The 25,926-nt window shown below is 73.1% G+C and carries 30 protein-coding genes; 10 read left to right on the forward strand and 20 right to left on the reverse strand.

Annotated features, from left to right (window positions below; genetic code table 11):
* Positions 1-173: 173 nt before the first annotated feature.
* The gene (locus ACFXGN_RS29100; protein WP_384864835.1) at positions 174-569 is read left to right on the forward strand and encodes a helix-turn-helix transcriptional regulator; all 396 of its coding nucleotides are present in this window, start codon (positions 174-176) and stop codon (positions 567-569) included.
* An 88-nt stretch (positions 570-657) separates the two neighbouring features.
* Positions 658-1,074 carry a VOC family protein gene (locus tag ACFXGN_RS29105; protein ID WP_384864837.1) on the forward strand — a complete coding sequence of 139 codons (417 nt, stop codon included), beginning with the start codon at positions 658-660 and terminating at the stop codon, positions 1,072-1,074.
* Here the strand turns inward: ACFXGN_RS29105 and ACFXGN_RS29110 are convergent.
* The gene (locus ACFXGN_RS29110) at positions 1,052-1,609 is read right to left on the reverse strand and encodes a hypothetical protein (protein ID WP_384864839.1); all 558 of its coding nucleotides are present in this window, start codon (positions 1,607-1,609) and stop codon (positions 1,052-1,054) included. The genes ACFXGN_RS29105 and ACFXGN_RS29110 overlap by 23 nt on opposite strands.
* Before the next feature lie 222 nt (positions 1,610-1,831).
* Between ACFXGN_RS29110 and ACFXGN_RS29115 the strand changes: the two genes are divergently transcribed.
* A complete protein-coding gene (locus tag ACFXGN_RS29115) occupies positions 1,832-2,317 on the forward strand; it encodes a MarR family winged helix-turn-helix transcriptional regulator (RefSeq protein ID WP_384864840.1) in 486 nt (161 codons plus the stop codon).
* A 188-nt stretch (positions 2,318-2,505) separates the two neighbouring features.
* Positions 2,506-3,963 (forward strand): MFS transporter, encoded by a 1,458-nt coding sequence (locus tag ACFXGN_RS29120; RefSeq protein WP_384864842.1) that lies wholly within the window; start codon positions 2,506-2,508, stop codon positions 3,961-3,963.
* A 151-nt stretch (positions 3,964-4,114) separates the two neighbouring features.
* Here the strand turns inward: ACFXGN_RS29120 and ACFXGN_RS29125 are convergent, their stop codons facing one another.
* The 3 genes from ACFXGN_RS29125 to ACFXGN_RS29135 form a co-directional block, all read right to left on the reverse strand.
* On the reverse strand, positions 4,115-6,106 hold the full coding sequence (locus tag ACFXGN_RS29125; RefSeq protein WP_384864844.1) for a HelD family protein: 1,992 nt from the start codon (positions 6,104-6,106) through the stop codon (positions 4,115-4,117).
* Positions 6,107-6,250: 144 nt separating this feature from the next.
* Positions 6,251-6,988 carry a TetR family transcriptional regulator gene (locus tag ACFXGN_RS29130; protein ID WP_384864846.1) on the reverse strand — a complete coding sequence of 246 codons (738 nt, stop codon included), beginning with the start codon at positions 6,986-6,988 and terminating at the stop codon, positions 6,251-6,253.
* Positions 6,989-7,110: 122 nt separating this feature from the next.
* Positions 7,111-7,839, reverse strand: coding sequence for a TetR/AcrR family transcriptional regulator (locus ACFXGN_RS29135; protein ID WP_384864934.1), 729 nt, complete (start codon positions 7,837-7,839; stop codon positions 7,111-7,113).
* A 334-nt stretch (positions 7,840-8,173) separates the two neighbouring features.
* Here ACFXGN_RS29135 and ACFXGN_RS29140 point away from each other — a divergent pair, with 334 nt between their 5' ends.
* Both ACFXGN_RS29140 and ACFXGN_RS29145 read left to right on the forward strand, forming a co-directional pair.
* On the forward strand, positions 8,174-9,199 hold the full coding sequence (locus ACFXGN_RS29140; protein ID WP_384864848.1) for an ATP-binding cassette domain-containing protein: 1,026 nt from the start codon (positions 8,174-8,176) through the stop codon (positions 9,197-9,199).
* Positions 9,192-9,971: an ABC transporter permease gene (locus ACFXGN_RS29145; protein ID WP_384864850.1), complete on the forward strand. Its 780-nt coding sequence runs from the start codon at positions 9,192-9,194 to the stop codon at positions 9,969-9,971. The genes ACFXGN_RS29140 and ACFXGN_RS29145 overlap by 8 nt, the downstream gene beginning before the upstream one ends.
* 45 nt (positions 9,972-10,016) lie before the next feature.
* On the opposite strand, the gene ACFXGN_RS29150 is transcribed toward ACFXGN_RS29145, so the two are convergent.
* Positions 10,017-11,279: a GNAT family N-acetyltransferase gene (locus ACFXGN_RS29150; protein WP_384864852.1), complete on the reverse strand. Its 1,263-nt coding sequence runs from the start codon at positions 11,277-11,279 to the stop codon at positions 10,017-10,019.
* Positions 11,280-11,397: 118 nt separating this feature from the next.
* Positions 11,398-12,012, reverse strand: coding sequence for an ABC transporter substrate-binding protein (locus ACFXGN_RS29155; protein ID WP_384864854.1), 615 nt, complete (start codon positions 12,010-12,012; stop codon positions 11,398-11,400).
* A gap of 139 nt (positions 12,013-12,151) precedes the next feature.
* Between ACFXGN_RS29155 and dtd the strand changes: the two genes are divergently transcribed.
* Entirely contained in the window at positions 12,152-12,577 is a 426-nt protein-coding gene (gene dtd, locus ACFXGN_RS29160; RefSeq protein ID WP_384864856.1) for a D-aminoacyl-tRNA deacylase, read from the forward strand.
* 156 nt (positions 12,578-12,733) lie between these two features.
* Here the strand turns inward: dtd and ACFXGN_RS29165 are convergent, their stop codons facing one another.
* From ACFXGN_RS29165 to ACFXGN_RS29190, 6 genes are all read right to left on the reverse strand, one after another.
* Positions 12,734-13,714, reverse strand: coding sequence for a YgfZ/GcvT domain-containing protein (locus ACFXGN_RS29165; protein WP_384864858.1), 981 nt, complete (start codon positions 13,712-13,714; stop codon positions 12,734-12,736).
* Between the two features lie 9 nt (positions 13,715-13,723).
* The gene (locus tag ACFXGN_RS29170; protein WP_384864860.1) at positions 13,724-14,161 is read right to left on the reverse strand and encodes a Fur family transcriptional regulator; all 438 of its coding nucleotides are present in this window, start codon (positions 14,159-14,161) and stop codon (positions 13,724-13,726) included.
* A 63-nt stretch (positions 14,162-14,224) separates the two neighbouring features.
* Positions 14,225-14,797: an FABP family protein gene (locus ACFXGN_RS29175; RefSeq protein WP_351793995.1), complete on the reverse strand. Its 573-nt coding sequence runs from the start codon at positions 14,795-14,797 to the stop codon at positions 14,225-14,227.
* Between the two features lie 226 nt (positions 14,798-15,023).
* Positions 15,024-15,947, reverse strand: a complete 924-nt coding sequence (locus ACFXGN_RS29180; RefSeq protein WP_384864862.1) for a hypothetical protein — start codon at positions 15,945-15,947, stop codon at positions 15,024-15,026.
* On the reverse strand, positions 15,944-16,735 hold the full coding sequence (locus ACFXGN_RS29185) for a hypothetical protein (protein ID WP_384864864.1): 792 nt from the start codon (positions 16,733-16,735) through the stop codon (positions 15,944-15,946). Before ACFXGN_RS29185 ends, ACFXGN_RS29180 begins: the two co-directional genes overlap by 4 nt.
* Positions 16,732-17,589: a hypothetical protein gene (locus tag ACFXGN_RS29190; RefSeq protein WP_384864866.1), complete on the reverse strand. Its 858-nt coding sequence runs from the start codon at positions 17,587-17,589 to the stop codon at positions 16,732-16,734. Before ACFXGN_RS29190 ends, ACFXGN_RS29185 begins: the two co-directional genes overlap by 4 nt.
* Positions 17,590-17,692: 103 nt before the next feature.
* Here ACFXGN_RS29190 and ACFXGN_RS29195 point away from each other — a divergent pair, with 103 nt between their 5' ends.
* Positions 17,693-18,055, forward strand: coding sequence for a DsrE family protein (locus ACFXGN_RS29195; RefSeq protein ID WP_351793984.1), 363 nt, complete (start codon positions 17,693-17,695; stop codon positions 18,053-18,055).
* 198 nt (positions 18,056-18,253) lie between these two features.
* Here the strand turns inward: ACFXGN_RS29195 and ACFXGN_RS29200 are convergent, their stop codons facing one another.
* From ACFXGN_RS29200 to ACFXGN_RS29235, 8 genes are all read right to left on the reverse strand, one after another.
* Positions 18,254-18,553: a DUF3099 domain-containing protein gene (locus ACFXGN_RS29200; RefSeq protein WP_384864868.1), complete on the reverse strand. Its 300-nt coding sequence runs from the start codon at positions 18,551-18,553 to the stop codon at positions 18,254-18,256.
* 97 nt (positions 18,554-18,650) lie between these two features.
* Positions 18,651-18,938, reverse strand: coding sequence for a DUF1416 domain-containing protein (locus ACFXGN_RS29205; protein WP_384864870.1), 288 nt, complete (start codon positions 18,936-18,938; stop codon positions 18,651-18,653).
* Between the two features lie 32 nt (positions 18,939-18,970).
* The gene (locus ACFXGN_RS29210) at positions 18,971-19,816 is read right to left on the reverse strand and encodes a sulfurtransferase (RefSeq protein WP_384864872.1); all 846 of its coding nucleotides are present in this window, start codon (positions 19,814-19,816) and stop codon (positions 18,971-18,973) included.
* Positions 19,817-19,974: 158 nt separating this feature from the next.
* On the reverse strand, positions 19,975-20,055 hold the full coding sequence (locus ACFXGN_RS29215) for a putative leader peptide (protein WP_350497993.1): 81 nt from the start codon (positions 20,053-20,055) through the stop codon (positions 19,975-19,977).
* Positions 20,056-20,307: 252 nt separating this feature from the next.
* The gene (locus ACFXGN_RS29220) at positions 20,308-20,994 is read right to left on the reverse strand and encodes a DUF2993 domain-containing protein (protein WP_384864874.1); all 687 of its coding nucleotides are present in this window, start codon (positions 20,992-20,994) and stop codon (positions 20,308-20,310) included.
* A gap of 223 nt (positions 20,995-21,217) precedes the next feature.
* Positions 21,218-22,666 carry a hypothetical protein gene (locus tag ACFXGN_RS29225; RefSeq protein ID WP_384864876.1) on the reverse strand — a complete coding sequence of 483 codons (1,449 nt, stop codon included), beginning with the start codon at positions 22,664-22,666 and terminating at the stop codon, positions 21,218-21,220.
* Positions 22,667-22,676: 10 nt separating this feature from the next.
* Entirely contained in the window at positions 22,677-22,931 is a 255-nt protein-coding gene (locus tag ACFXGN_RS29230; RefSeq protein WP_384864878.1) for a MoaD/ThiS family protein, read from the reverse strand.
* A 45-nt stretch (positions 22,932-22,976) separates the two neighbouring features.
* Positions 22,977-23,786 (reverse strand): alpha/beta hydrolase family protein, encoded by an 810-nt coding sequence (locus ACFXGN_RS29235; protein WP_384864879.1) that lies wholly within the window; start codon positions 23,784-23,786, stop codon positions 22,977-22,979.
* 233 nt (positions 23,787-24,019) lie between these two features.
* On the opposite strand from ACFXGN_RS29235, the gene ACFXGN_RS29240 reads away from it, so the two are divergent.
* Both ACFXGN_RS29240 and ACFXGN_RS29245 read left to right on the forward strand, forming a co-directional pair.
* Positions 24,020-24,847, forward strand: coding sequence for a winged-helix domain-containing protein (locus ACFXGN_RS29240; RefSeq protein WP_384864880.1), 828 nt, complete (start codon positions 24,020-24,022; stop codon positions 24,845-24,847).
* A gap of 24 nt (positions 24,848-24,871) precedes the next feature.
* Positions 24,872-25,900, forward strand: coding sequence for a LacI family DNA-binding transcriptional regulator (locus ACFXGN_RS29245; protein ID WP_384864882.1), 1,029 nt, complete (start codon positions 24,872-24,874; stop codon positions 25,898-25,900).
* The last annotated feature ends 26 nt before the right edge of the window (positions 25,901-25,926 follow it).

A 25,926-nucleotide genomic window follows, 5' to 3' on the forward strand; every position in this document is an offset into this window, starting at 1 on the left:
CGGACGGTGGCCCCCGTACGGTGGCCTCTCGTACGGCCCGGGGACCCGCCTGGTCCGGAAGCACCGGCCCGAGGCAGGCGTACGCCCCCGGCCTTCGCCGTACATGTCCGTCCTTCGCCGTACGTGTCCGGCGGCGCCGTGCCCGTGTCGTACCCCCGTGCCATCCTGGGGGCGTGACGCTGGAGGATCTCGTACGGCTGCGGCGGGCCCGGGACACGATGGACCGGGACTACGCGCTGCCGCTCGACGTGCCCGCGCTCGCCGCCGTCGCCCTGATGTCGACCGGGCACTTCGCCCGCAGCTTCCGCGCCGCCTACGGCGAGACGCCGTACGCCTATCTGATGACCCGGCGGGTCGAGCGGGCGAAGGCGCTGCTCCGGCGGGGCGACCTGAGCGTGACGGAGGTCTGTTTCGCCGTCGGGTGCACCTCGCTCGGCTCGTTCAGCTCCCGTTTCACCGAGCTGGTGGGCGAGTCGCCGTCCGCCTACCGGGCGCGCCCGCACGACGACGGGGCGACGGTTCCCGCGTGCGTCGCCAAGATCCACACCCGTCCCGTACGGAACCGGTGACGGGCCCCGCGCGTAACCGGTGACGGCCCCGCGCATCCGGTCAGGATCGGAGAAGCGAAATCCTCCGGGCCCCCGTAGCTTCGACCCCATGGACATCAAGCTCTCGCAGTGTTTCATCGCCGTCGACGACCACGACAAGGCCCTTGCCTTCTACCGCGACGCCCTCGGTCTGGAGGTGCGCAACGACGTCGGTTTCGAGGGGATGCGCTGGGTGACCGTCGGGTCGCCCGAGCAGCCGGACGTGGAGATCGTCCTCGAACCGCCGCTCGCCGACCCCAACGCCTCTCCCGCCGACCGGCAGGCCATGGCCGAGCTGCTCGCCAAGGGGATGCTCCGGGGCGTGATCTTCTCCACCGAGGACGTCGACGCCACCTTCGAACGGGTCCGCGCGGCGGGCGGCGAAGTCCTCCAGGAGCCGGTCGACCAGCCGTACGGCGTCCGCGACTGCGCGTTCCGCGACCCGGCGGGCAACATGCTCCGCTTCACCCAGCCCCGCAGCTCCTGACGGACCCCGCCCGGCCGCCCGGCCAGTCCGCGAGCGCCGCGAAGTCCGCACGGGTGAGCCCCTGTCCGGGGTCCACCCGGTGGAGCAGGGCGGGTCCCGGGTGGTGGTCGGCTACCCACGCCCGGTCCGTCACGCCGATCTCGTCGTCGGCCCAGGCGAACGGCCGCCCCGCCGCCCACACCACCAGCACCGGCGTTTTCCAGTGCACACCCCCGCCAGGACCCGGGCCGTCGTCCGGCCACCGGACGACGGGCAGCGGCGGCAGCCCGAGCCGGGGCGCCACCCAGGCGTTCGCGTCGTCCTCCCAGGTCGTCGCCCACACCAGCTCGTACGGGAGCGCCGCGAGCCTCGGCCCCTGAGCGGGATCGAGCCGGGCGAGGAGAGGGCTCACCGAGGCGGGCGGCGCGGGCGAGTACGTCGGATGAGGCGCACTGCCCCTCTCCCCGAAGGGGATCAGCGGGCCGTCCACGTCCAGGAAGAGCAGGGGAGCCGGGGGAGTTGGGGAAGTCGGGGGTGCCGGGGAAGTCGGGGGCATCAGGGGAGTCGGGGGCATCGGCCCATCCTGGCCCAGCGGTCTCCCGTCCTGACCCAGCGGTCGCCCGTCCCGCCCCGTAAGGGACGCCCCCGCCCGCGGGAAAACGTCTCCCCATGGGACCTGCCCCTCAAGGGCCCCCGCCCCTATGGGCAGGGCCCGGCCCTCCGCTTGCCGACGATCCGCGACGGATCGATCGGGGCCGGTGCTGGCAGACTGGAACGCATGACTGCCATGGCGCCCGCTCGCACCGAGCCCGATCTCTCCTACCTTCTCGACCACACCAGTCATGTCCTGCGGACGCGGATGGCGGCGGCGCTCGGGACGATCGGGCTGACCGCGCGGATGCACTGCGTCCTCGTGCACGCCCTGGCGGAGGAGCGGACGCAGGCGCAGCTCGCGGAGCTCGGGGACATGGACAAGACCACCATGGTCGTCACCGTGGACGCCCTGGAGAAGGCCGGGCTCGCCGAGCGGCGGCCGTCGAGCACGGACCGGCGGGCCCGGATCATCGCCGTGACGGAGGCGGGCGCGAAGGTCGCCCACAAGAGCCAGAAGATCGTCGACGGCGTCCACGAGGAGGCCCTCGGCGCCCTCCCCGACGATGAGCGCACGGTTCTGCTGCGGGCCATGAACCGGCTGGTCACCGGGCATCTGGCGAGTCCCGTCGAGAGCCCTGTCCCGGCCCGCCGGGCGCGCCAGCGCGGCTAGACCGCCCCCTTCCGGGCCTTCCCCGACGACCCGCCCACAGGGCCCGGAAGGTCCGTCCGGGCCCCGAACCCCACCCGTACGACCCCGTCTCCCCTCACACCTCGAGATTGATCCCGTAAAAAATAGTCTGCAACAAAACCTTCTGCTAGCGTCACTCCTGTTGGCTCCCCCGAACAGGAGTGACCCCCATGCCCACGCCCGCCCCCGCGCCCTCCCCCTCCCACAGGACCGCCCTCGGCGTCCTCGCCACCGGGATGCTCATGACCGTCCTGGACGGCAGCATCGTCACCGTGGCCATGCCCGCCATCCAGAGCGACCTCGGCTTCACCCCCGCCGGTCTCAGCTGGATCGTCAACGCCTACCTCATCGCCTTCGGCTCGCTCCTCCTCCTCTCCGGGCGCCTCGGCGATCTCGTCGGGCGCAAGCGCCTGTTCCTCATCGGCACCGCGCTCTTCACCGGCGCCTCCCTCCTCGCCGGGGCCGCCACCTCCCCCGGCGTCCTCGTCGCCGCCCGTTTCCTCCAGGGCGTCGGCAGCGCGCTGTCCTCCGCCGTCGGCCTCGGCATCCTCGTCACGCTCTTCACCGCGCCCCGCGCACGCGCCCGAGCCATCGCCGTGTTCAGCTTCACCGGAGCCGCGGGCGCCTCCCTCGGCCAGGTCCTCGGCGGTGTCCTCACCGACGCCCTCACCTGGAACTGGATCTTCCTGATCAACCTGCCCATCGGCGTCGCCACCCTCCTGGTCGCCCTGCGCGCCCTCCCCGCCGACCGGGGTCTCGGACTCCGCGCCGGAGCCGACGTCCTCGGCGCGCTGCTCGTCACCGCCGGGCTCATGACCGGGATCTACGCGGTCGTCAAGATCGAGGAGTACGGGGCCGGTTCGGCGCACACCCTCGGTCTCGGCGCCCTCGCGCTCGCCCTCCTCGCCGGTTTCCTGGTCCGTCAGGCACGGACCCCGCACCCGCTCATGCCGCTGCGCGTCCTGCGCTCCCGCAGCGTCGCCGGTGCCAACGCCGTCCAGATGCTGATGGTCGCCGCGCTCTTCTCCTTCCAGGTCCTCGTCGGCCTCTATCTGCAGAAGGTCCTCGGTTACGGAGCCACCGGCACCGGTCTGGCGATGCTGCCCGCCGCCGTGGTCATCGGCGCCGTCTCGCTCGGCGCCTCCGCCCGGCTCATCACCCGCTTCGGCGAACGGAACGTGCTGCTCACCGGCCTCCTGATGCTCGTCGGGGTCCTCGGCCTGCTGGTCCGCGTCCCCGTCCACGCCTCGTACGTGACGGACCTCCTCCCCGTGATGCTGCTCGCCGCCGGGTTCGGTCTCGCGCTCCCCGCCCTCACCGGGCTCGCCATGTCCGGCGCCGAGGACGCCGACGCGGGCCTGGCCTCCGGACTCTTCAACACCACCCAGCAGATCGGCATGGCCCTCGGCGTCGCCGTCCTCTCCACCCTGGCCGCGGGCCGCACCGCGTCCCTCACCGAGGCGGGCCGCTCCCCCGCCGAGGCCCTGACCGGCGGCTACCACCTCGCCTTCGGCGTCGGCGCCGCACTCCTCCTGCTCGCCCTCGCCCTCGCCTTCACCGTCCTCCGCCGCCCGACCGGCGCACGGGAGGACGCCCGCCGGGAGACCCTCGCGGCAAAGGCCCCGTGAGGGCGGGGCGCCGCCGGGGCGGCTGAGGCGCGGGATACGGATACCGCCGGTACCTACGACCCCTCGATCAGATACCGCCAGTACCCATCCCTCACCCCATCAGATACCGCCCCTACCCACACACTCCCCGCCGATCAGATCCCGCCGCTATCTACCGCCCTCCCTCCCCCCCCAGCCACTCCGGCAGTTCCTCCCGGTGCACCAGCGTCAGGCGGGACACCGCGCGGGTGAGGACGACGTAGAGCCGGTTCGCGCCCCGGGGTTCGGCGGTGAGGATGGCGGCCGGTTCGACCACGACGACGTGGTCGAACTCCAGCCCCTTGACGTCCCGGGCGGCCAGTACGGTCACGCGGTCGGACCGCCCGGGGCCGCCCGCCCGCACCGCCTCCCCCACCGGGCCGAGGAGCGCGTCGGAGGTGATCACCCCCACCGAGCCCTCCGCCGCGAGCGCCTCGCGCACGGCCTCACGGGTCGCGGTCCGCAGATCCGTCGCCCGGCGGACCGTCACCTCGCCGTCCCGGCGGACGGACCGGCCCGCCGGAACGTCCGCGCCCAGGTGCGGCAGGAGCCGGTTGGCGAGGTCCACGATCGCCGAGGGCACCCGGTGTCCGAGGGTCAGCGGCACCACGGGCGCCCCGGCCTTGCCCAGGTGGGCGAGCTGTTCGTGCCAGTCACGGGCGGCCCACGGGGTGGTGCCCTGGGCCAGGTCCCCGAGGACGGTGAGCGAACCGAACGCGGTGCGGCGGGCGACGGCCCGGCACTCCATGGGCGAGAGGTCCTGCGCCTCGTCGACGACGACGTGGCCGTAGCTCTCGGGCCGCTCGATCAGCCCCGCGAGTTCGTCGAGGAGGACCAGGTCGGCGGCGGTCCACCGCGCCGAACGGTACGAGCGCGGCGGCCGTTCCCAGCGGAGCGCGGCCCGCTCGGTCTCCGTCAGGTCCGGGTCGCGGGGATCCGCGAGGAAACCCGCGAGAACCTCTTCGGGGACCGCCTTCGGCCAGCACGCGTCGAGGAGGGCGGTGACCGCGCGGGCCCGTTCGATCCGGCGGGCCCAGGCCGCGCCCATGGGGCCGGAGCGGCGCTCGGCGCGCAGTTGGAGGGCCCGTACGACCCGGGCGCGGACCCGTTCCCGGCCCGTCGCGTAGGGCGGGGCCTCCGCCCGTACCCCGCTGACGATCCCGGCGAGCAGCTCGGCGGGCAGCCGCCAGTGGTACGAGCCGTCCGGCACGGCGAGGTCCTCCGCGGGGGCCGGATCGACCCTGCCGTACAGCGCGCGGCGCAGCACCCCCGCCATCCGGACGTCGTGCTTGGTCCGGGCGGCGGCCTCGGCGTCCTCGGCGCGGACCGGGTGGCGGGCGATCTCGTCGGCGAGAGTGGCCTGCCGGACCCCGGTCTCGCCGAGCGCGGGCAGCACCTCGGAGATGTACGCGAGGAACGCGCGGTGCGGCCCGAGGACGAGGAGCCCGGAGCGGCGGACGCGCTGCGGATGCGTGTAGAGCAGGTACGCGGCCCGGTGCAGGCCCACGGCGGTCTTGCCGGTGCCGGGCGCGCCCTGCACGCACAGGGAGGCGGCCGGGTCGGAGCGCACGAGGTCGTCCTGCTCGGGCTGGATGGTGGCGGCGATGTCCCGCATGGGCCCCACCCGGGGGCGTTCGATCTCCCCGGCGAGCAGGGCGCTGACGGTGACCGCCCCGCCCGCCGCGAGCTGTTCGTCCTCCAGCGCGGTGAGGTCCTCGGAGGCGCCCGCGCTGTACGGGGCCCAGCCGAAGCGGCGGCGCCGCAGGACGCCCTGCGGGTCGTGGGCGCCCGCCTGGTAGTAGGCGCGGGAGACGGGGGCGCGCCAGTCGACGACGAGCGGCGGGGCGGCGGGGTCCTCCGCGATCCGGCGGCGGCCGATGTGGTGGACCTGGCCGTCCTCGCGGTCGAGGCGGCCGAAGAACAGCGGGCCGGGCGGCTGCTCGCGCATCTCCTCGGCGCGGCTCCGCAGATGCCGGCCGAGGGCTTCGGCGTCGGCCCCGGAGGCGGCGGTGTCCTCACCGGTGACGACCTGCCCGGCCACGTCCTCGGTCATACGGGCCAGGGCGGCACGGCAGGCGTCGTGGTGGGCGCGTTCACGGACGAGATCGAGGTCGAGTGACGTCATTCCACCCAGCCTAATAGGAAACTTTACTGGGTTACGTTTTTTACTTGTTCACGGAATCGGGCGACGCTCTCCGTACGGCGCCCTTCCCACGCTCCCCCGCGACGGCCCTCCCGCGATCCCGGTACGGCGACCCCTCCCGCGATCTCAGTACGGCAGCCCCTCCCGCAGCGCGCGGAAGGCACGACCCGCAGCGGCGACCGCGTCCGCCTCGATCGCGTCGGCGGTCTCCCCGGCCGCGATCCGGGCGGTGTTCTCCTCCGCCAGGAGCTGGAGAACGGCCACGATCTGCCCGGCGGCGAGCCGTGCGCCGAGCCGGTCGGCACGGGCGGGACCCTCCGGCCGCCCGGTGTCCACCGCCTCCGACACCACCTCCGGCGTCCCTTCCGGCGCCACCTCCGCCGCGCCCCCGAGGAGCGCCTCCGCGAGGGCCGTCTCCCACCTCGTCCGGTACGCGTGGAGGCGGGCGACCAGGGCGGGGGTGCCGTACAGCAGCCGGAGGTACGCCAGGACCGCCGGGTGGTCGCAGAGTCCGGTGACGGGGTCGCGCCGGGCCAGCCCGTCGATCAGGTGCGCGTACAGCGCGTCGAGCGGCGCCGTACCGGACCGGAGCCCGGCGGCCACCACCCGGGCCGACTCGTCCTCGTGGTCGGCGAACCGGTGGAGGACCAGGTCCTCCTTGGCGGGGAAGTACCGGAAGAGGGTCGGCTTCGAGACCTCGGCGGCGGCGGCCACCTCGGCGACGGACACGGCGTCGAAGCCCCGCTCCAGGAAGAGCGCGACGGCCGCCTCCGACAGGGCCCGCCGGGTGCGCTCCTTCTTCCGCTCGCGCAGCCCGGGAGGCGCGGGGGCCTCCGGGCCGGACGAGGACGAGGAGGACGACAAGGACGAGGACGAGGACGGCCGGGCCTTGGGGGCCTTGTCTCCAGACGGCGACAGCGACGGTGACGGAGGCAGCGGGTCCTCGGAGTGCTCGCCTCCGGACGGCGACGGCGGGCGCGAGGGTGTCACGAGGCCCCGCCCTCCACCAGCACCGCGACCCCGTCGAGGATCCGGGCGAGACCGAAGCGGAACTCGAATTCCGGCTCGTCGGAGTCGTCCATCACCCCCGAGTCCAGCATCCGGGCGACCTGCGGATACCGCTCGGGGTCGGTGAGCCGCCGCAGGGTGCGGCTGTACCGGGCGAGGACGTCCTCGGGGTCCCCGGCGCTCGCGGCGACCGCGTCCGCGAGGTCGGCCATGACCACGGCGTCGTTCCGGACGAAGCCCCCGACCAGCAGGGTCACCGAGATCTTGGCGCCCTCGTCGAGACCGGTGCTCTCCAGGGCGGCCAGCGCCGCCTCCCACCAGGCGACCACGTTCGGGGTCGCGGGCGGCCCCGAGACGGGGAGCCGCAGCATCCAGAGGTTCCGGTGGTAGACCTCGCGCATCGCCCAGGCCCAGGCCTCCACGCCCGCGCGCCAGTCCGCGCCGGGCGCGCCGAGCTCGGGCGGGGCGCCGGTGGCGGCCTCCTGCATGAGCACGTACAGCTCGTTCTTGGCGGAGACGTACCGGTAGAGCGACATCGTCGAGACGCCCAGCTCCTTGGCGATCCGGCCCATGGAGACGGCGCCGATGCCCTCCGTCGAGGCGAGGGAGACGGCCGCGCCGACGATCCGGTCCAGGGTCAGACCGGGCTTGGGGCCCTTGGAAGGGCGTTCCCGGAGCCCCCAGGCCGCCTCGATGACCGGCGGCAGGAAGGTCCCCCCACCACTGACCCCACCAGCAGCACCAGCAGCACCAGCAGCACGGTCGCCTCGGACGCCACCGGAGCCACCGGAGCCACCGACACCTCTGACCCCACCAGCCCCACCACTGGCACCACTGGCACCACCAGCACCAAGGCGCCCGTCGCCCCCGCCCTCACCGCCGCCACCGCTCGTCCGTCGCTCGCCGTCCTTCACAACCCGCCGCCTCCCGGCCACCTCGCTCGCTTGACGTCCATCCTAGTAATGCGTAACCCTTACACAGTAACGCGTATGGCATACGCAGTACGCCCTTCCGTCCTGCCCACGAGCCCAAGGAACAGCCATGCCTCCGGCCGTAGAAGCCACCGGACTCACCAAGAACTACGGGGCCGTCCGCGTCCTCGACGCCCTCGACCTCCGGGTCGAGCACGGCACCGTCTTCGCCCTCCTCGGCCCCAACGGCGCCGGGAAGACCACCACCGTCCGCATCCTCGCCACGCTCACCGCGCCCGACGCCGGGCACGCGCGCGTGGCCGGGCACGACGTCGTCACCGAACGCCCCCTGGTCCGCCGGGCGATCAGCCTCACCGGGCAGTACGCCGCCGTCGACGAGACCCAGACCGGCGCCGAGAACCTGCGGACCGTGGCCCGGCTCTCCGGGCTCTCCCGCCGCGCCGCCGCGCGCCGCACCACCGAACTCCTCGAACGGTTCCGGCTCACGGACGCGGCCGGCCGCCTCGCGAAGACCTACTCGGGCGGGATGCGCCGCCGCCTCGACCTGGCCGCCGGACTCGTCCGCGACCCCGGTACGACCCGGGTGATGTTCCTCGACGAGCCGACCACCGGGCTCGACCCGCGCAGCCGCCAGGAACTCTGGGAGGTGGTCCGCGAACTGTCCGGCACCGGCACGACGGTCTTCCTCACCACCCAGTACCTGGAGGAGGCCGACCGGCTCGCCGACCGCGTCGCGGTCCTCGGCGGGGGCCGCACCCTCGCCGAGGGCACCCCGACCGAACTGAAGGACCGTTACGCCGCCCATCGCCTCGACCTCGTGGCACATGGAGAGGAGAGCTATCTACGACTCACCGCCCATCAGCACCCGGCGCCCGTCCTGCGCGACCCCGCGAGCCGGACCCTCGGCATCCGCACCGACGGCAGCGCCGCCCACGTCCGGGCACTGCTCGACGCGTACGACCCCGGGCGGCGGGACATCGCCCGCTTCGCCCTGCACACGGCGACGCTCGACGACGTCTTCCTGAACCTGACGGCGGAGACACCGGCACCGGGCCCCGCCGGAAGGACCACCCGGACCACCGCCACCGCCACCACCACGGCCACCACCGCCGACAAGGAGCACACCCGTGTCTGACAGCCTCCCGGGCGCCTTCTCCGGCGGGTTCACCGCCGCGCACACCCTCGCCGGGCGCGGCATCCGGCTCAGCCGCCGCAATCTGGACGCGGTCATCACCTCGTTGATGATGCCGATCATGCTGATGCTGGTCTTCGTCTACTTCTTCGGCGGAGCCATCGACACCGGCACCCGGTACGTCACCTACGTGGTCCCCGGCGTCCTCGTCCTCTGCGCCGGATTCGGCGCGGCGGGCACCGCCGTCTCCGTCAGCGAGGACATGCGGCGCGGGGTCGTGGACCGCTTCCGCACCCTGGACGTCGGCGGGACACCGTTCCTCGCCGGGCACGTCGTCGCCGCCGTCACCCGGAACGCGCTGTCCACCGCCCTCGTCCTCGGCGTCGCCTTCCTCATCGGCTTCCGCCCCGCCGCCACGCCCGCGGGCTGGCTCGCCGCGATCGGTCTGCTGCTCGCCTACATCACGGCCGTCTCCTGGCTGTCGGCCGCCGTCGGCCTGGTGACGAGGACGGCGGAGGCCGCCGGGGCGGTCACCTTCCTCATGATGTTCCTGCCGTACCCGAGCAGCGCGTTCGTCCCCATCGAGACGATGCCCGACTGGCTGCGCGGCTTCGCCGAGCACCAGCCGGTGACCCCGCTGATCGAGTCCATGCGGGGGCTGCTGCTCGACCAGCCGGTGGGCGACGCCCCCTGGATCGCGCTGGCGTGGTGCGGCGGACTGCTCGGTCTGGCGGTGGCCGCGTCGGGGCTCCTCTTCCGGCTCAGGACCCGCTGACTCCGGCGCGGGACCCCCGCCGGAACCCGTACGGGACGGGGCCGCTCAGAAGATGTCGGGCGAGAAGGCCCGCAGCGGGGTGTGGAACAGCAGATCGGCGCGGGCGGCGGCGCCGGGCGTCAGCTCGTCGACGAGCCCGAGGCGGGCGAGCCGTACGGCGGACTCGTCGCCGAACGCGAACGCGCCGAGGTGCGCCACGTCGAAGGCGAGATCGGCGGACCGGGTCGTCCGGGCGCAGGAGACCCCTTCGGGGGAGGCGTCCAGCAGATACCGCCCGCCGGTGAAGCCGCCCGCCTCCCCGGTCGCGTACCCGTCCCGCACATCGAGCACCAGAGCGTCCTTGACCGGATACGTACGGCCCTCCAGGACCCGTACGGCGTCCAGGACACGGACCCAGAGCATGTCCGCGTGCGTCAGGACGCGGGCGGCGCGCCGGTCCGGCAGCAGCGAGGGCAGCGGGTCGTCGGGCGCCCGGTAGCCGGAGCGGACCGTGGAGATCCAGTCGACGGAGCAGACGTACCGCCACAGGGCCCGCTCGGCGGCGGGGGTGGCGGCGATCAGGTCCCGTACCTTCGCGGTGTTCACGGGCTGCTTGGCGTCGTCCCACCGCTCGTCGACGGTGTAGGCGACGTACCCCTCGACCTGGCCGGACTCCGCCCGGTACACCGCGTAGTACGGCTCCTGCCAGGGCTCGCTCTGCACGGCGGCGCCGGTGCCGCTGTCCCAGTCGCGCGGGGTGCGCGCGGTGACGCCCGCCCGGACGCCCATGAGCGCGCGGTGCACGTCGGGGCCGACCTCGCGGATCTCGTCGGCGTCGGTCAGATCGATCCTGCCGCCGTCCTCCGGGCGGCCCGAGCGGCGCGGGTCGAGCCCGGCGACGCGCAGGTCCACGCTCCACTCGGCGATCGAGCTGGCCACGCCGAAACCGAAACGGCCGTAGATCGGGTACTCGGCGGCGATCAGGGTCGCCAGGGCGTCGCCCCGCTCCTTCGCGGCGGTCAGATCGGTGGACATCATCCGGCTCAGCAGTCCGCGCCTGCGGTGCGTCGGGGAGACCGTGACCTGGGTGATCGCGTCGGCGGTGAGGATCCCGCCGCCGACGGTGCTCACCTCCTGCCGGAACGAACGGAAGGTGGCGACGGTCCGGCCCCGGTCGTAGGCGCCGAGCGTCCGGGTGAGATCGACGTGCGGGAGCCGGTCGGCGACCTCCGCGTCGGAGACGACCGGCGGGCGGAGGAAACCGACCCGCAGGGCCCGCTGCCAGTCGGAGAACTCGGATTCCGCCACCGTGCGCACATCGACAGTCATGCCGCGACCCTACGCACGGCCCCGCCCCGGACGCACCCGGATTTTCCCGCCGGGCCCGCCCCCTACGGGAAGACCAGCACGGGAAGACCAGCACGGGAAGCCCCCTACGGGAACCCCGTCACGCCAGCAGGTCGTCGACCTGCGCCTCGCCCTCGCGGTAGCGGCGGGCGATCTCCGCGCTGCAGTCGTCGGCGATCCGCTGGAGGCGCTGGCGGCACCGCGAGATCTGCTGCTCGTACCCGGCCAACCGGCCCATGGCCGCGTGCAGTTCGTCGTCCGTGCGGGCCGTCAGGTCCGACAGCTCGACCTCCGAGAGCATGTCGGCCGCGAGCCGCCGGTACTCCTCGTTGCGGGGCGTCGACATCGTCACGTGCCGGGCCGAGGTGCGGTGCAGCGAGGGCACGTCGGCGAGGATCTCGGACAGCCGGTCGAGGACCGGCGTCTCCGGGTCGGTCCGCCGCGCCAGCTCGGCCCGCAGGATGTCGATCCGGCCCTGGAGCATCCGGCGGACGTAGCTCAGATCAGCCTCGTCGCTCTGCGCGTCCCGGCGCAGCGCCCGCAGCTCGGGCAGCCGCAGCGCGCCGAGCTCCGGCTCGGGCCGCTCGGGCGGGGCGGGCTCGGTGCTCCGCTGGGCGGGCGGACGGGTGGCCGGTCCCGGTCCACCGCCCCGGGTTCCGGCGCGGAACAGCGGTACGGGGCCGGACGGCGTCGGCCCGGTGCCAGGTGCACTCATGAGTTTCGTTCCCCTCGACCGGTGCGGAGCGCACCGCCTGACACGCATGGTGCCACTCCTCCTCGTACGCGTGCAGTCGCTCTGCACCCGTTCGGCCCCTCCTCCGCCGGACTCGGGACCGCTGGGTAGGTTGGGGCGTATGCGTGCAGTGGTGCAGAGGGTGGACGGCGCGAGCGTCGTCGTCGCAGGGGAGACCGTCGGTGGGATCACCGGCGAGGGCTTGTGCGTGCTCGTCGGGGTGACCCATGACGACACCCCGGAGAAGGCCGCCCAATTGGCCAGAAAGCTCTGGTCCGTCCGGGTACTGACCGACGAGAAGTCATGCTCCGACGTGAACGCGCCGCTGCTCGTGATCTCCCAGTTCACCCTCTACGGGGACGCCCGCAAGGGCCGCCGCCCCACCTGGAACGCGGCTGCCCCCGGCCCCGTCGCCGAACCCCTCGTGGACGAGGTCGTGGCCCGGCTGCGGGATCTGGGCGCGCACGTGGAGACGGGCCGCTTCGGAGCGGACATGCGCGTCTCGCTCACGAACGACGGCCCGTTCACGGTCCTGATCGAGGTCTGACGTCCAGGATCCGGGCGCCCCACGAAGGCGAGGCGACCGGCTGGCACCGCGCGCCCGGGCCCGTACGACCGACTGGGCCGCACGCCCGGGCCCGTACGACCGGCCGAACCGAACCTCACGACCGGCCAGAACCACCCACCGTCCACCGCCCACCGCCTACGGCTCGACGACCGTCTCCTGCGCGGCGGCGGTCGTGCCCACGATCAGCGGGGCGTCGACCGGCACGTTCCGCTTGACCAGGGCCAGGGCGATCGGGCCCAGCTCGTGGTGGCGGACGGCGGTCGTCACGAAGCCGAGCTGACGCCCCTCCTCGCCGTCGGCGGCCAGCCGCACCGGGGCGCCGTGCCCCGGCAGCAGCACCTCGCTGCCGTCCAGGTGCAGGAAGACGAGACGGCGCGGCGGCTTCCCCAGGTTCTGCACCCGGGCGACGGTCTCCTGCCCCCGGTAGCAGCCCTTCTGGAGGTGGACGGCGCTGCCGATGAGGCCGATCTCGTGCGGGATGGTCCGGTGGTCCGTCTCGAAACCGAGCCGGGGCCGGTGCGCCTCGACCCGCAGCGCCTCGTACGCGAGGATCCCGGCGGCCGGACCGTGCGCGGCGGCGAAGGACTCCAGCCCGGCGCGGGGCAGGAACAGATCACGGCCGTACGGGGTCTCCCGTACGGCGACGCCCTCGGGGGTCGCGGCGACGGAACCGGCCGGGAGGTGGACGACCGCGATGTCGTCCGTGCGGTCGGCGACCTCCACCCGGTAGAAGAACTTCATCGACTCCAGGTACCGGACCAGTTCCTCCCGGGTCCCCGGCTCCACGTGCGCCCACAGCGTCTCGCCGTCGTCGACGAGGTACAGGGCGTGCTCGATGTGCCCGTTGGCGGAGAGGATCAGCGCCTCGGTGGCCCGGCCGGGCACCAGGTCCGTCATGTACTGGGTGACGAGCAGGTGCAGCCAGCTCAGCCGGTCGTCACCGGTGACGGCGACGACGCCCCGGTGCGAGAGGTCGACGAACCCGCGCCCGTCGACGAGGGCGCGCTGCTCGCGGAACAGGTCGCCGTAGTGCGCGGCGACCCCTGCGTCATGGCCTTCGGCCGCGACGGCGCCGGGCAGGGACAGCAGAGGACTGATCGGGGAAGGTCGCTCCATGGGAAGAGCCTACGACCCGGCGGCGGAGTGCTTCACGGCGCAGTCCCCGCACCGCCCGAAGATCGCGAAGTGCTTCATGTCGGTCTCGAAACCGAAGGTCTCCCGGAGCTTCCCGGTGAACTCGGCGGCCACCTCGACGTCCGCCTCGATCACCCCGGAGCAGTCCCGGCACACCAGGTGCAGATGGTGGTGCCGGTCGGCGAGGTGGTACGTGGGAGCGCCGTGCCCCAGATGGGCGTGGCTCACCAGGCCCAGCTCCTCCAGGAGCTCCAGGGTCCGGTACACGGTGGAGATGTTCACCCCGGAGGCGGTCCTGCGGACCTCGACCAGGATGTCGTCGGGCGTCGCGTGCTCCAGCGCGTCGACCGCCTCCAGGACAAGCTGACGCTGCGGCGTCAGCCGATAGCCGCGCTGCCGCAGGTCGCTCTTCCAGTCGGTGCTCACCACGCCCCCCAGTGTAGGAGGGCGCGGTGCCCGAGCCCAGGGCCCGGGTCCGGCGGGCGTCCGGTTCTAGCGGAAGAACGCGATGCCGTCGTCCGGGAGGTCACCGAGGTTGCGGGCCATCTCCGCGACCTCTTCGGGGGTGACGACCTTCTTCAGGTGCGCCGACATGTACGGGCGGAGCGGGACCTCGGGGGTCGCCTTCTCGCCCACCCACATGAGGTCGCTCTTGACGTAGCCGTAGAGGCGCTTGCCACCGGCGTACGGGCCCGAGGCCGCCGTCCGGGCGACGGCGTCCGTCGCCAGGTCGATCTGCGGCTTCTGGTCGGCCAGCTCGCCGTACCAGATCTCGACGATGCCCTGGTCGCGGACCATGACGATCTCGACCTTGCGGTCCTTGTCGATCCGCCAGTAGCCGCTCTCGCTCTCCAGCGGGCTGACCTTGTTGCCCTCGTTGTCCAGGACCCAGGAGTGGGAGTGGTACTCGAGGAAGTCACGGCCGTCGTGGCTGAACGTCACGGACTGGCCGAAGTTGCACTTCTCGGCGCCGGGGAAGTCCGCGACGCCCGCGCCCTCCCACGTACCGAGCAGGAACGCGAGGGGGACGAGGCCCGGGTTGAGGTCGGACGGGATCTCGATCATGAGCAGCTCTGGCGTTCTCTCGGAGGGGTTAGCGCTGGCCCTGGTACAGCTTCTTCACGGCCAGACCGGTGAAGGCGAGGACGCCGACACAGACCAGGACCAGCAGAGCTTCGAAGAAAATGATCACGGGGTGCTCCTCGGGCGAGCGGTGAAGGCTGAACGGGCCGGACCCCAGCTTAGTGGGCGGGGGCCCGGCCCACTCGGTGAGGTGGGTCTCCCGGCCGGGCTAGCCGAGGAGCTGGTTCTGCAGGGTGGCGGTCTGCTGGAACGGCACCGCCAGCGACTCGCCCTTCCGGGTCTGGGTGATCAGCGCGAGGGTGTCCCCGGCCTGCACGTACGCCCAGCGGGTCTGCTCGGCGCCGTAGGGCTTCTTCTCCCGGTAGACGTACGCCCGGGTGTCGGGCACCTCCACGTCGTCCGCGAGTGCCTCGGGGACGGGCGTCTCCACACCGAGGGGCAGCGCCTTCGGGCCGCTCGTGCCGTCCACCTCCAGAGCCACATCCCCGTACGACTCGGCGTACGCGACGGAGCTGAACCGGAGCAGGTGGATGCTGGTGCGGGTGCCGTCCGGCATGGTCCACCCCCGGGCGACGACGTGCCGCAGGGTGGAGTCCGACAGGCTCTTGCGGAGCTCGCCCCGGAACTCCTCGCCGTAGAGGGAGAGGTACGCCTCCGTGGACACGAACCCGCCGTCCAGCTTCGGATCGGGCGTCGCACCGGTGGGCGCGGGCAGCAGCAGGGCGCGCGGGTCCGCGTGGTGGATCTCGCCGTCGTTGGCCGCGGTGAAGGGGCGGGGCTTGTCCACGGGCAGCGCCGGGAGGACGAGCCGGGGGTACTCCCAGCGCCCGTCGCTCTCGGTCGCGAGTCCGGGGACCTCGTCCCGGTCGAGACCGGTGATCCCCAGGGCGGTCCCGGTGCCGACGCCGCCGCACACGGCGACGGCGGCCGTCCAGCGGGCCACGGCCCACAGCACCCGCCGGGTCCGCCGGGGAGCCACGGGCTCGGCCGACCGCTCGGTCGGCGTCTCGGCCACAGGCCCGGCGTCCGTCTCGGCCACAGGCCCGGCCGGACGTTCGGGCGTGGGCTCGGGTGTGGGCGTCGGCTCCCCGGCCGGTCCCTCCGGTGCCCGCTCGGTCGTCTGCTCGGTCATACGTACTCCCCCGGGGACTCGATGTGGCGGATCTGCTTCCCGACGAGGCCCGCCACGGCCTTGGTGTCGAGGGGCGGGACGCCGTACGCCGTGACGGTGACCATGACCTCGCCCTCGTAGGCCACGCAGAGCACCTTCCGGAGGTCGGGGGTGCGGAACTCGCCGTCCAGCCCCTCATCGGGCGTGGTGGGCTCGGGGCTCAGGTGACAGACGGCGTTCTTCGTGTGGCCCTCGATCTTCGGGCCCTTGTCCAGGTCCAGGAGTTTGCCCAGGTCCTTCCGGATCTCGTAGAACTTCCGGACGGCCTTCCTGTCCTTCATCCGCAGGACGAGCACCTCCGCCTGGAGGCTGTCGTCCGCCCGCGCGTACGAGCGCACGGCCAGGCCCTGGATGCCGAGGGCGTCGACCGCCTTCTCGTAGGCACGGCGCTCCTTGCCGTAGACGGCCTTGCCTGTCCGCTTGAAGAGGGCCGCCGCCTCCTTCGCGCCGACCTCGCCGTCGTTGCCGTACCCGTCGATGTCGGAGCCGAGCACATAGCCGTCCGGCACCGGCAGCAGGAGCTTGCTCATCGGGGTGGAGGCGCGGCCCCTGTCGATGTCCGCGGCCGGGTCCCCCGGGGTGGCGGTCGCGGCCGGGCGCTCCCATGCCACGGTGGGGGCCGTACGGTCGGCCCCGTCCACGGTGACGGCGGTGTAGGCGACCCCGCCGCCCACGGCCCCGAGCACGAGGACGGCGATCAGGGTGTTCTTCAGGAGGCGGCGTGCGCGGCCCCCGGTCTTCTCGGTCACAGACGCCCCAGCTGCCGCTCGGCCAGCGAGCGGATCTCGTTCTTGGTGATCTTCCGTGTGTCGGACATCAGGACGGTGACGGCGATGTCACCGCGCTGGATGAAGGCACGGGCCTGATGGAGGTCGAGGTATCCGGCCTTCCGCTTCACCGGATAGACGAAGTAGCGCCCGTTCTCCGAACCCTTCACGGGCTCTCCGAGAGAGTCGGACTTCGCCTCGCTTATCGCGATGGTCTGCTGCTCCCGCACGTGCTCGTACGCGCCGATCCCGGACGAAGGGCGGTACTGGACGAGTTCGATCTTGGTCCACCGGTTCTCGCCCGCGAACCACTCGCGCACGGCGATCCGCCGGACCTTCTGTTCGAGGTCGGACTCCAGTGCCCCGTCGGGCTGCATGAAGCCGTCGGCGTAGTCGGCCAGCGACATCCAGCCGTCCATGCCGCCACGCGCCCCCTCGGGCTTCGGCAGCAGCAGTTTCCGCAGGTCGCCCTCCGCCTTCAGCTGCCGGTCCTCCTTCGCCGACAGCGGCTCCGGCTCCTGGCCCTTCGGCAGCGGCTTCGCCGGGTACGCGAGACCCTGCTGGTTCAGCGGCGGGAGCGGGGTCGGTTCGCGCTCCGCCTGGACGCCGTATCCGACGGCCGTGCCGCCGACCACGCCGAGGACCGCCGCGACGGCGATCAGTCCGAGCGTCCGCAGCGCGCGGCGGCGTGGCCGCGCGGGCCGCTCGGCCGGTACGGGCGGTACGGGCGGTGCCGGGGCGTCCGTATGCGGTGCCGGGGCCTCCGCGTGTGGTGCCGGGGCCTCCGGGCGCGGTGTCGGCGCGTCCCCGTCCGGGATGTTTTCTTCGGTGTTCAAAAGTCCCCCCACGAGACCTGAAGCACGGATTCCGTTATCCGCGCACAGAGCAGACACACCAGGGGCGCGAGAGGTTGTGGTGGCGCGCATTACAGTTCGGCACATGGCGAAGAAGCTCGTGATCAAGGTGACCGCCGGGGCCGACGCCCCCGAACGCTGCTCGCAGGCCTTCACGGTGGCCGCCGTCGCGGTGGCCAGCGGCGTCGAGGTGTCGCTCTGGCTGACCGGCGAGTCCTCGTGGTTCGCCCTGCCGGGCCGGGCCGCCGAGTTCGAGCTGCCGCACGCCGCGCCGCTGCCGGACCTGATCGACTCGGTCCTCGCGGCCGGGCGGGTCACGCTCTGCACCCAGTGCGCGACCCGGCGCGAGATCACCGAGGAGGACGTCCTGGACGGCGTCCGCATCGCCGGGGCGCAGGTCTTCGTGCAGGAGGCCATGGCGGACGGGACGCAGGCGCTCGTCTACTGACACGACGGAGCGGGCCCGGGGCCCGGGGCGACGGAGCGGCTCCGGGGGACCGGGCGGCGCCCGGGTAGGACGGAGCGGCTCCGTCGCAAGGCCGAGCGGCGGCGCAAGGCCGAGCGGCCCCGAGGGCGGGACGGAGCGGCCCTGACGGTCGGGCCGGGCCAGGCCCCCGCCGCTCCCCCCGCTGCCGCTCCCCGGGCGCTACTCCTCCGGCCGCTTCCTCCCGTCGTCCCCGCCGGGCTTCCCGCCGTGGTTCTTCCCGTCGAGTTCGTCCCACCACTCGTCCGATTTCGGATCCCCCGAGGGGTCGTCCCACCAGCGGTCCTCGGGGCCCCTGCGGTTCGCGACGATCGCCGCGACCGGCGGGATGACCATGGCGACCACGCACATGCCGACGGCGGCGGGCACCGAGAAGAGGCGCACGACGGCCCAGGCGCCCACGAACAGGGCCAGACAGGCGCCCATCATCCAGAAGTAGACGTGCCGACGGCGTGCGTACACATCTCCAGGGTACGACCGAAGGGCCGTGCCTCAAGTCCTGGAAATGGCGTCCAACCCCCCAGGAGGCACGGCCCTTCGGCCGGTTCGGTGTCGCGGGTCAGACCGCGATGGCGACCTCCGCGAGGCCACCCCGCTGCGCCACGACCTGACGGTCGGCGGTGCCGCCGGGGACCAGGGCGCGGACGGTCCAGGTGCCCTCGGCCGCGTAGAAACGGAACTGGCCGGTGGCGGAGGTCGGGACCTCGGCCGTGAACTCGCCGGTCGAGTCCAGGAGGCGGACGTAACCGGTGACGGGCTCGCCGTCCTTGGTCACGAAGCCCTGGATGGTGGTCTCACCGGGCTTGATCGTCGAGGCGTCGGGGCCGCCGGGCTGCGCTCCACACATGTCGTTCTGTCCTTACGGTCGAGGGGTCCGGGTTACTTGCTGGCGCCGAGCTCGATCGGCACGCCGACGAGCGAGCCGTACTCGGTCCAGGAACCGTCGTAGTTCTTGACGTTCGTGACCTCGAGCAGCTCGTGCAGGACGAACCAGGTCAGCGCGGAACGCTCGCCGATGCGGCAGTAGGCGATGGTGTCCTTCGCCAGATCGACCTGCTCGTCCTCGTAGAGGGCCTTGAGCTCGTCGTCCGACTTGAAGGTGCCGTCGTCGTTGGCGTTCTTCGACCACGGGATGCTGCGGGCGCTCGGCACGTGGCCGGGGCGCTGCGACTGCTCCTGCGGGAGGTGCGCCGGGGCGAGCAGCTTGCCGGAGAACTCGTCGGGCGAGCGGACGTCGACCAGGTTCTGGACGCCGATCGCGGCCACGACGTCGTCGCGGAAGGCGCGGATCGAGGAGTCCTGGGGCTTGGCCTTGTACGCGGTGGCCGGGCGGGACGGGACGACGGAGCCGTCGACCAGGTCGCGGGAGTCGAGCTCCCACTTCTTGCGACCGCCGTCGAGGAGCTTCACGTCCTGGTGGCCGTAGAGCTTGAAGTACCAGTAGGCGTAGGAGGCGAACCAGTTGTTGTTGCCGCCGTAGAGGACGACCGTCGTGTCGTTCCCGATGCCCTTGGCCGAGAGGAGCTTCTCGAAGCCCTCCTGGTCGATGAAGTCACGGCGGACCGGGTCCTGGAGGTCCTGGGTCCAGTCGATCCGGACGGCGTTGCGGATGTGGTTCTTCTCGTAGGCCGAGGTGTCCTCGTCGACCTCGACGAGGGCGACCTGCGGGTTGTCGAGGTTGGCCTCGACCCAGTCCGCGTCGACCAGGACGTCGCTGCGAGCCATGTTCGTTCTCCTCCGGGGCAGTGTGCGGCGGTGTGGTGCGGGTGTGACGGCGGTACGCGTCGTCGCGTCGGGACGTGCGGGGTGGGCTGCGTACGGCTGCACGGGCGGCCCCGACCTCGATCGGAGGGCCTCAGGAATACGGGAGTGGTGGGTCCCGCTCAGACGGAGCGACAGAGCATGGCGGCGACGCGGCACAGATCGACTGCCCGCCGCTTCGTGAGATCCGCCTGTCGCTTCATGCCCTCGATCGTAGGGACGGACAGGCGGCCGTGTCACCGCCGTGTCGTATTTTGAGACGCGATCGTCCGAAGAGTGAGATATGATCGCCACGAAAGTCGACTCCGGGCGCCTCCGCACCGAGGGTTCCGGTGCCGTTTCTACGGATCGGACAGCATCGTCTCAGCATGTGACCAATCGGTAGGTGCAGGGGGCAGCGGTGCGCCCCGGGCCCGGTCGGGTCCCGGGGCGGTCCGTCGCGGCGCCCGCGCGGATCAGCCCGCCAGGACGACGTTCCGGCCGGTCACCGTGACCGCCAGGCCCTCCGGGCGCGGCTCGACCTCCGTCACCCTCATCCCGGCTATCGCGCCGATCGGACGCTCGAAGTCGGTGCGCCCCCGGACCAGTTCCTCGATGCCGGGGATGCCCTCGCCGGGCACCTCGTCGGCCCGGACCCTGATCGTGTCCCCGTTCACCACGGTCACCGTGGACACCACGGTGCGGGTGAGGGTGCGGCCCATCACCTCCACCCCGCCGGTGACCTTCACCTTGCCGTCGCCGCCGTAGGCGACGGTGGCCCGCCGGTCGGAGGCGGCCATGAGGTCCGCGTAGGAGACCAGGGCGGTCCCGCTCGCGGAGCCCGCCTTCGCGCCGGACCAGTCGCCGGTCACGGTCACGTCCCGCAGGGACACGGTCAGCTCGCCGATCCGCAGGTGCCGGTCGCCCGCCGTCGTCCGCACTCCGGACACCTTGACGTCGATCTCGTCGAACCGCTTGTCCGCGACCTGGGTGAGGAAGGGGAAGCCCTTGATGTCGACGTCCAGGGAATCGCTGGTCACGGCGGCGAGCTTCACCCGGCCCGCCGCCTCCGACTCCGCGTACGCCACGGCCAGCCGGTCGATCCCGACCATGACCCCGCCCAGCACGACGGCCACGATCAACAGAATCCGCAGTGCTCGCATGGGTAGTGCGTCCCCCCGCATGGAAGTGGAAAACGGATGAAGTCCGGCCCCCCGACACGAAGACCGACGTGCCGGGGGGCCCGGTTGGTTCCCTCCAGGGCCCGGTTCAGGGCCTGGTCAGGGTTGTCTCAGGGCCGTCTCAGGGGCGCCCCGGACCTGTCCGAGGGCGCCCGGAGAGCGCCCGGGGAGCGCCCGGGGGTCGCCCCGGGCGCCTTCTCCGCGATCAGGCCAGGGTCCGGCCGAGCAGATAGACGGCGGGCGCGGCGGCGGCCAGCGGCAGCGCGACCCCGGCCGTCATGTGCACGAAGCGGGACGGGTAGTCGTAGCTGGCCACCCGCAGCCCGATCAGGGCGCAGACCCCGGCGCCGAGGCCGAGCAGCGCGCCTGAGGTGCCCAGACCGGTGAGCCCGCCGGCCGCGATCCCGGCGCCCGCGGAGGCGAGCAGCGCGACGACAGCGGAGACCGCGCCGGGCAGCGGCAGCGCCCGTGCGAGGACGGCGGCGGCCACCGCGGTCCCGCCGACGACCACCGCGTCGGGGTCGGCCCCGAGGTGCCCGGTGGCGACGACGGCGAGCGCCGCCGAGACCACGGTCGCCATCAGGCCGTACATCCGCTCGTCGGGGTCGGCGTGGCTGCGCAGCTGGAGTACCAGGCAGAGCAGCACCCAGGCACCGAGGGTGCCGAGGATCGCGGCGGCGGCGTGCTCCCGTCCGGTAGCGAGCAGGGCCGCGTCGGCGGCGAGGCCACCGGCGAAGGCGAGCGCGATGCCCTGCCGGGCGGGCCACATCCCGTTGAGCCGGAACCAGCCCGCGGCGGTGAGGCCCTGGAGCAGGACGACCGGGACGAGCAGCCCGTACGTGCCGAGGGCGGCGCCGCCCGCGAGGAGCAGTCCGAGGACGGCGGTCAGCACGGCGGGCCGCATACCGGGCTCGATGACCGGCGACCGGCCCTCGGCACGCGCGCGCTGGGCGTCGGTGATCCGGGTGTTCCCCGAGGTGGTGGGCGAGGACCAGGAGGACTCGCGGTCCGCCCCGGGCGCCGGATCGGCCTCCCGTACGGGCTCGGGCGCCGGGGTCTCGGCGGCCCTCGGCGGGTACGCGTCGACCGGGGCCGGAGCCCCGTACGACTGCTGGGCCCCGTACTGCCGCTGGGTCCCGTAGGGGTCCTGGGTCCCGTAGGGCTGCGGGGCCCCGTACGGCGACTGCGGGGCCCCGTGCGACGGCTGCGCCCCGTAGGGGTCCTGGCCGCCGCCGTACGACGGCGGGGCGGCGTGCGGGTCCTGCCCGGCATAGGGGTTCTGCCCGCCGTACGGCTGCTGCCCGGCGTACGGGTTCTGCCCGGCGTACGGCTGCTGCTGCCCCCCGTACGAGGGCGCCTGACCCCCGTACGAGGGCGCCTGACCCCCGTGCGAGGGCGCCTGACCCCCGTGCGAGGGCGCCTGGCCCCCGTACCCCTGGGGCGCGGGGGCCTCCTGCGGGGCCTGGGCGCGGGCCGCCCGGACCTGCTCGGGCGAGAGGGAGGGCTGGTACGTGGTGTCCCAGGTCTGGCCCTCCCACGTCTGCGCGGCGTCGGCACCCTGCGGCGCCTGGGCCGGGAACCCGCCGTGCCCCTGGACCTGCCCGTTCGCGTACGGGTCGTACGGCTGACCGCCGTGGTACTGGTCGTTGCTCATGCTGTGGGGTTCACCCTCCTGCGAACGGGGGGAGCACCTCGACCGTGCCGCCCTCCGCAAGCCGTACCGTCTCATGGCCCCGGGTCCCGACGGGGTCGCCGTCGACCAGGAACGAACACCGCAGGAGGACCCGGGCCAGCTCGCCCGGATGCTTCGCGCGGACCGCGTCGAGGGCCTCCGCCAGATGTTCGGCGGCGTACGGTTCCTCCGCGACGCCCGCGGCTGCCTTGGCCGCGGCCCAGTAGCGGATGGTTCCCGCTGCCATAGCGGCGCTCCCTTCGTTCGTGTGCGCGCCGCCCCCCATGATGGGCTATGCGCGCGTGAGCCAGTCCCCGAGCCGGGCGAGCAGCCCCGCGTCGGCCGCGTTCTCCGCGTGCCCCATGCCGTGTTCCAGCCACAGCTCCGCGTCACCCGCCCCGGCGAGCGCCCTCGGATGGTCGAGCGGGAAGTACGGGTCCCGGTCGCCGTGCACGACGAGCAGCGGCGTCGGCGCGATCAGCGGCACCGCCGCCACCGGGGAGAGCGGCTCGGGGTCCCAGGGGCGGCTGTCGATCCGGGTGCGCAGCCCGTACCGCCCGACGACCCGGCCCGCCGGGCGGGTCACCACCCAGTGGAGGCGGCGCATCGGGGCCGTCCCCCGGTAGTACCAGCGGGCGGGCGCGGAGACGGCGGCCACCCGGTCGGCGCGCCCCTCCGGCGTCCGGTCCAGGGCCGCGTGCCGCAGCACCACGGAGCCCCCCATGGAGAAGCCGACCGTCGCCACGCGCGCGTGGCCGAGTTCACGGGCCCAGCCGACGACGGCGGACAGGTCGAGGACCTCCCGGTCGCCCACGGTGGAGCGGCCCCCCGAGCCGCCGTGGCCCCGGAAGGAGAAGGTCACGACGGCGGCGGCGCCGCGCTCCGCGAAGGCGCGGGCGGCGCGCCGGACGGCGGGCCGGTCGGCCGAGCCGGTGAACCCGTGCGCGACGACCACCGCCGTATCGGTGACACTGGCCGGAGAAGGTTCACAGAACGCCTCGATCCGGACATCGTCCTTCGTACGCAACATGGCCCGCCGGGAGCCGGAAGTGATCAGGAAGACATCAGCCATATGAAATCCGCCCTCTCCCTCTGAACTCATGTGGGCTATTCTCCTTGGCAGAGGATCCGGGCGACGCAGCCCCCGGGTCCTTTTGCGTTTTCCGACCGTTGTTACGGACGGATGAACAAAAGCTCTCAGGGCGCGGGAGCCGGCAGTGACGTGTACCGAACGACGTACGAAGCAGTGCCACGTCCTCGCAGGCAGGGACCGAGGAGGAACCGAGTGATGCGCGAGCGAACGAAGCACGACCGACCGGTGCCGGGAGGAGTCCGATGAGTTCTCTGCTCCTCCTGACCAACGCCCTCCAGCCGTCCACCGAGGTGCTCCCCGCCCTCGGCCTGCTGCTGCACAGCGTCCGGGTGGCCCCGGCGGAGGGCCCCGCCCTCGTGGACACCCCCGGCGCGGACGTGATCCTCGTCGACGGGCGGCGCGATCTGCCGCAGGTCCGCTCCCTGTGCCAGCTGCTGCGCTCCACCGGGCTCGGCTGTCCGCTGATCCTGGTCGTCACCGAGGGCGGTCTCGCGGCCGTCACCGCCGACTGGGGCATCGACGACGTCCTCCTCGACACGGCGGGTCCCGCCGAGGTCGAGGCGCGGCTGCGGCTGGCGACCGGCCGTCGGCAGATCGTCGCGGACGACTGCCCGATGGAGATCCGCAACGGCGACCTGTCGGTCGACGAGGCGACGTACAGCGCGAAGCTCAAGGGCCGGGTCCTGGACCTGACGTTCAAGGAGTTCGAGCTGCTGAAGTACCTGGCGCAGCACCCCGGCCGGGTGTTCACGCGCGCGCAGCTCCTCCAGGAGGTGTGGGGGTACGACTACTTCGGCGGCACCCGGACGGTCGACGTCCACGTGCGGCGGCTGCGGGCCAAGCTGGGGCCGGAGCACGAGTCGCTCATCGGCACGGTCCGCAACGTCGGCTACCGCTTCGTCACCCCGGAGAAGGTCGAGCGGGCCGCCGAGGAGGCGCGGGCCCAGGAGAGCGCCCGTCTGAAGGAAGCGGTCCGTGCGGGCGTCGGCGTCAAGGGCGCCACGGAGGAGCTCACCCGGGCGGAGGACAGGAACGTGGCGGACGCCACAGTGCGACCTGCCGGTAGGTAGGTCCCCCCGCGTAGACTGCCGCGCGTGGCCAAGGTGACGCGGGATGACGTAGCTCGACTGGCGGGTACTTCGACCGCGGTCGTGAGCTACGTGATCAACAACGGACCACGGCCGGTCGCCCCGGCCACGCGCGAGCGTGTCCTCGCCGCGATCAAGGAGTTGGGCTACCGGCCCGACCGGGTCGCGCAGGCGATGGCGTCCCGGCGCACCGACCTCATAGGCATGATCGTCCCGGACGCGCGGCAGCCGTTCTTCGCGGAGATGGCGCACGCGGTCGAACAGGCCGCCGCCGAGCGCGGGAAGATGGTCCTGGTCGGGAACTCCGACTACCGGACCGAGCGCGAGGTCCACTATCTGCGGGCCTTCCTCGGGATGCGCGTCTCCGGTCTGATCCTGGTCAGCCAGGGCATGAGCGAGCAGGCGGCGAGCGAGATCGAGGCCTGGGACGCGCGCGTGGTGCTGCTCCACGAGCGGCCCGAGGCGATCGACGACGTGGCCGTGGTGACCGACGACATCGGCGGCGCGCAGCTCGCCACCCGGCACCTCCTGGAGCACGGCCACCCGTACGTGGCGTGCCTCGGCGGCGTGCCGAGCACCCCGTCCGTCGGCGACCCGGTCGCCGACCACGTCGAGGGCTGGCGGCGGGCGATGGCGGAGGCGGGCCGGCCGGTCGAGGGGCGTCTCTTCGAAGCCCCGTACAACCGTTACGACGCCTACCGGGTGGCGCTGAAGCTGCTCGCCGGTCCCGACAGGCCGCCGGCGATCTTCTGCTCCACCGACGACCAGGCCTTCGGTGTGCTGCGGGCCGCCCGCGAGCTGCGGATCGAGGTGCCGACGGAGCTGGCGGTCGCGGGCTTCGACGACGTGAAGGAGGCGGCGCTCACCGACCCGCCGCTGACCACCGTGCACTCGGACCGGCCCGCGATGGCACGGGCGGCCGTGGACCTGGTCCTGGACGACTCGATCCGGGTGTCGGGCTCGCGCCGCGAGCGCGTGAAGCTGTTCCCCTCGGCCCTGATCGTCCGCCGCTCCTGCGGCTGCGACGGCGGCTGACCCCCAGGGCTTCCGGGCCCGACCCG

Origin of the sequence: Streptomyces sp. NPDC059247 (assembly GCF_042754005.1) — a bacterium.
GTDB lineage: Bacteria > Actinomycetota > Actinomycetes > Streptomycetales > Streptomycetaceae > Streptomyces.

What these genes read in the sequence shown, in the direction of transcription:
- ACFXGN_RS29230 (WP_384864878.1), bottom strand. Translation starts at nt 22,931, where the DNA reads ATGGCAGCGGGAACCATCCGCTACTGGGCCGCGGCCAAGGCAGCCGCG.
- ACFXGN_RS29235 (WP_384864879.1), bottom strand. Translation starts at nt 23,786, where the DNA reads ATGAGTTCAGAGGGAGAGGGCGGATTTCATATGGCTGATGTCTTCCTG.
- ACFXGN_RS29180 (WP_384864862.1), bottom strand. Translation starts at nt 15,947, where the DNA reads ATGACCGAGCAGACGACCGAGCGGGCACCGGAGGGACCGGCCGGGGAG.
- ACFXGN_RS29155 (WP_384864854.1), bottom strand. Translation starts at nt 12,012, where the DNA reads ATGAGTGCACCTGGCACCGGGCCGACGCCGTCCGGCCCCGTACCGCTG.
- ACFXGN_RS29140 (WP_384864848.1), top strand. Translation starts at nt 8,174, where the DNA reads ATGCCTCCGGCCGTAGAAGCCACCGGACTCACCAAGAACTACGGGGCC.
- ACFXGN_RS29150 (WP_384864852.1), bottom strand. Translation starts at nt 11,279, where the DNA reads ATGACTGTCGATGTGCGCACGGTGGCGGAATCCGAGTTCTCCGACTGG.
- ACFXGN_RS29215 (WP_350497993.1), bottom strand. Translation starts at nt 20,055, where the DNA reads ATGAAGCGACAGGCGGATCTCACGAAGCGGCGGGCAGTCGATCTGTGC.
- ACFXGN_RS29220 (WP_384864874.1), bottom strand. Translation starts at nt 20,994, where the DNA reads ATGCGAGCACTGCGGATTCTGTTGATCGTGGCCGTCGTGCTGGGCGGG.
- dtd (WP_384864856.1), top strand. Translation starts at nt 12,152, where the DNA reads ATGCGTGCAGTGGTGCAGAGGGTGGACGGCGCGAGCGTCGTCGTCGCA.
- ACFXGN_RS29240 (WP_384864880.1), top strand. Translation starts at nt 24,020, where the DNA reads ATGAGTTCTCTGCTCCTCCTGACCAACGCCCTCCAGCCGTCCACCGAG.
- ACFXGN_RS29120 (WP_384864842.1), top strand. Translation starts at nt 2,506, where the DNA reads ATGCCCACGCCCGCCCCCGCGCCCTCCCCCTCCCACAGGACCGCCCTC.
- ACFXGN_RS29105 (WP_384864837.1), top strand. Translation starts at nt 658, where the DNA reads ATGGACATCAAGCTCTCGCAGTGTTTCATCGCCGTCGACGACCACGAC.
- ACFXGN_RS29195 (WP_351793984.1), top strand. Translation starts at nt 17,693, where the DNA reads ATGGCGAAGAAGCTCGTGATCAAGGTGACCGCCGGGGCCGACGCCCCC.
- ACFXGN_RS29175 (WP_351793995.1), bottom strand. Translation starts at nt 14,797, where the DNA reads ATGATCGAGATCCCGTCCGACCTCAACCCGGGCCTCGTCCCCCTCGCG.
- ACFXGN_RS29210 (WP_384864872.1), bottom strand. Translation starts at nt 19,816, where the DNA reads ATGGCTCGCAGCGACGTCCTGGTCGACGCGGACTGGGTCGAGGCCAAC.
- ACFXGN_RS29165 (WP_384864858.1), bottom strand. Translation starts at nt 13,714, where the DNA reads ATGGAGCGACCTTCCCCGATCAGTCCTCTGCTGTCCCTGCCCGGCGCC.
- ACFXGN_RS29205 (WP_384864870.1), bottom strand. Translation starts at nt 18,938, where the DNA reads ATGTGTGGAGCGCAGCCCGGCGGCCCCGACGCCTCGACGATCAAGCCC.
- ACFXGN_RS29110 (WP_384864839.1), bottom strand. Translation starts at nt 1,609, where the DNA reads ATGCCCCCGACTTCCCCGGCACCCCCGACTTCCCCAACTCCCCCGGCT.
- ACFXGN_RS29125 (WP_384864844.1), bottom strand. Translation starts at nt 6,106, where the DNA reads ATGACGTCACTCGACCTCGATCTCGTCCGTGAACGCGCCCACCACGAC.
- ACFXGN_RS29225 (WP_384864876.1), bottom strand. Translation starts at nt 22,666, where the DNA reads ATGAGCAACGACCAGTACCACGGCGGTCAGCCGTACGACCCGTACGCG.
- ACFXGN_RS29115 (WP_384864840.1), top strand. Translation starts at nt 1,832, where the DNA reads ATGACTGCCATGGCGCCCGCTCGCACCGAGCCCGATCTCTCCTACCTT.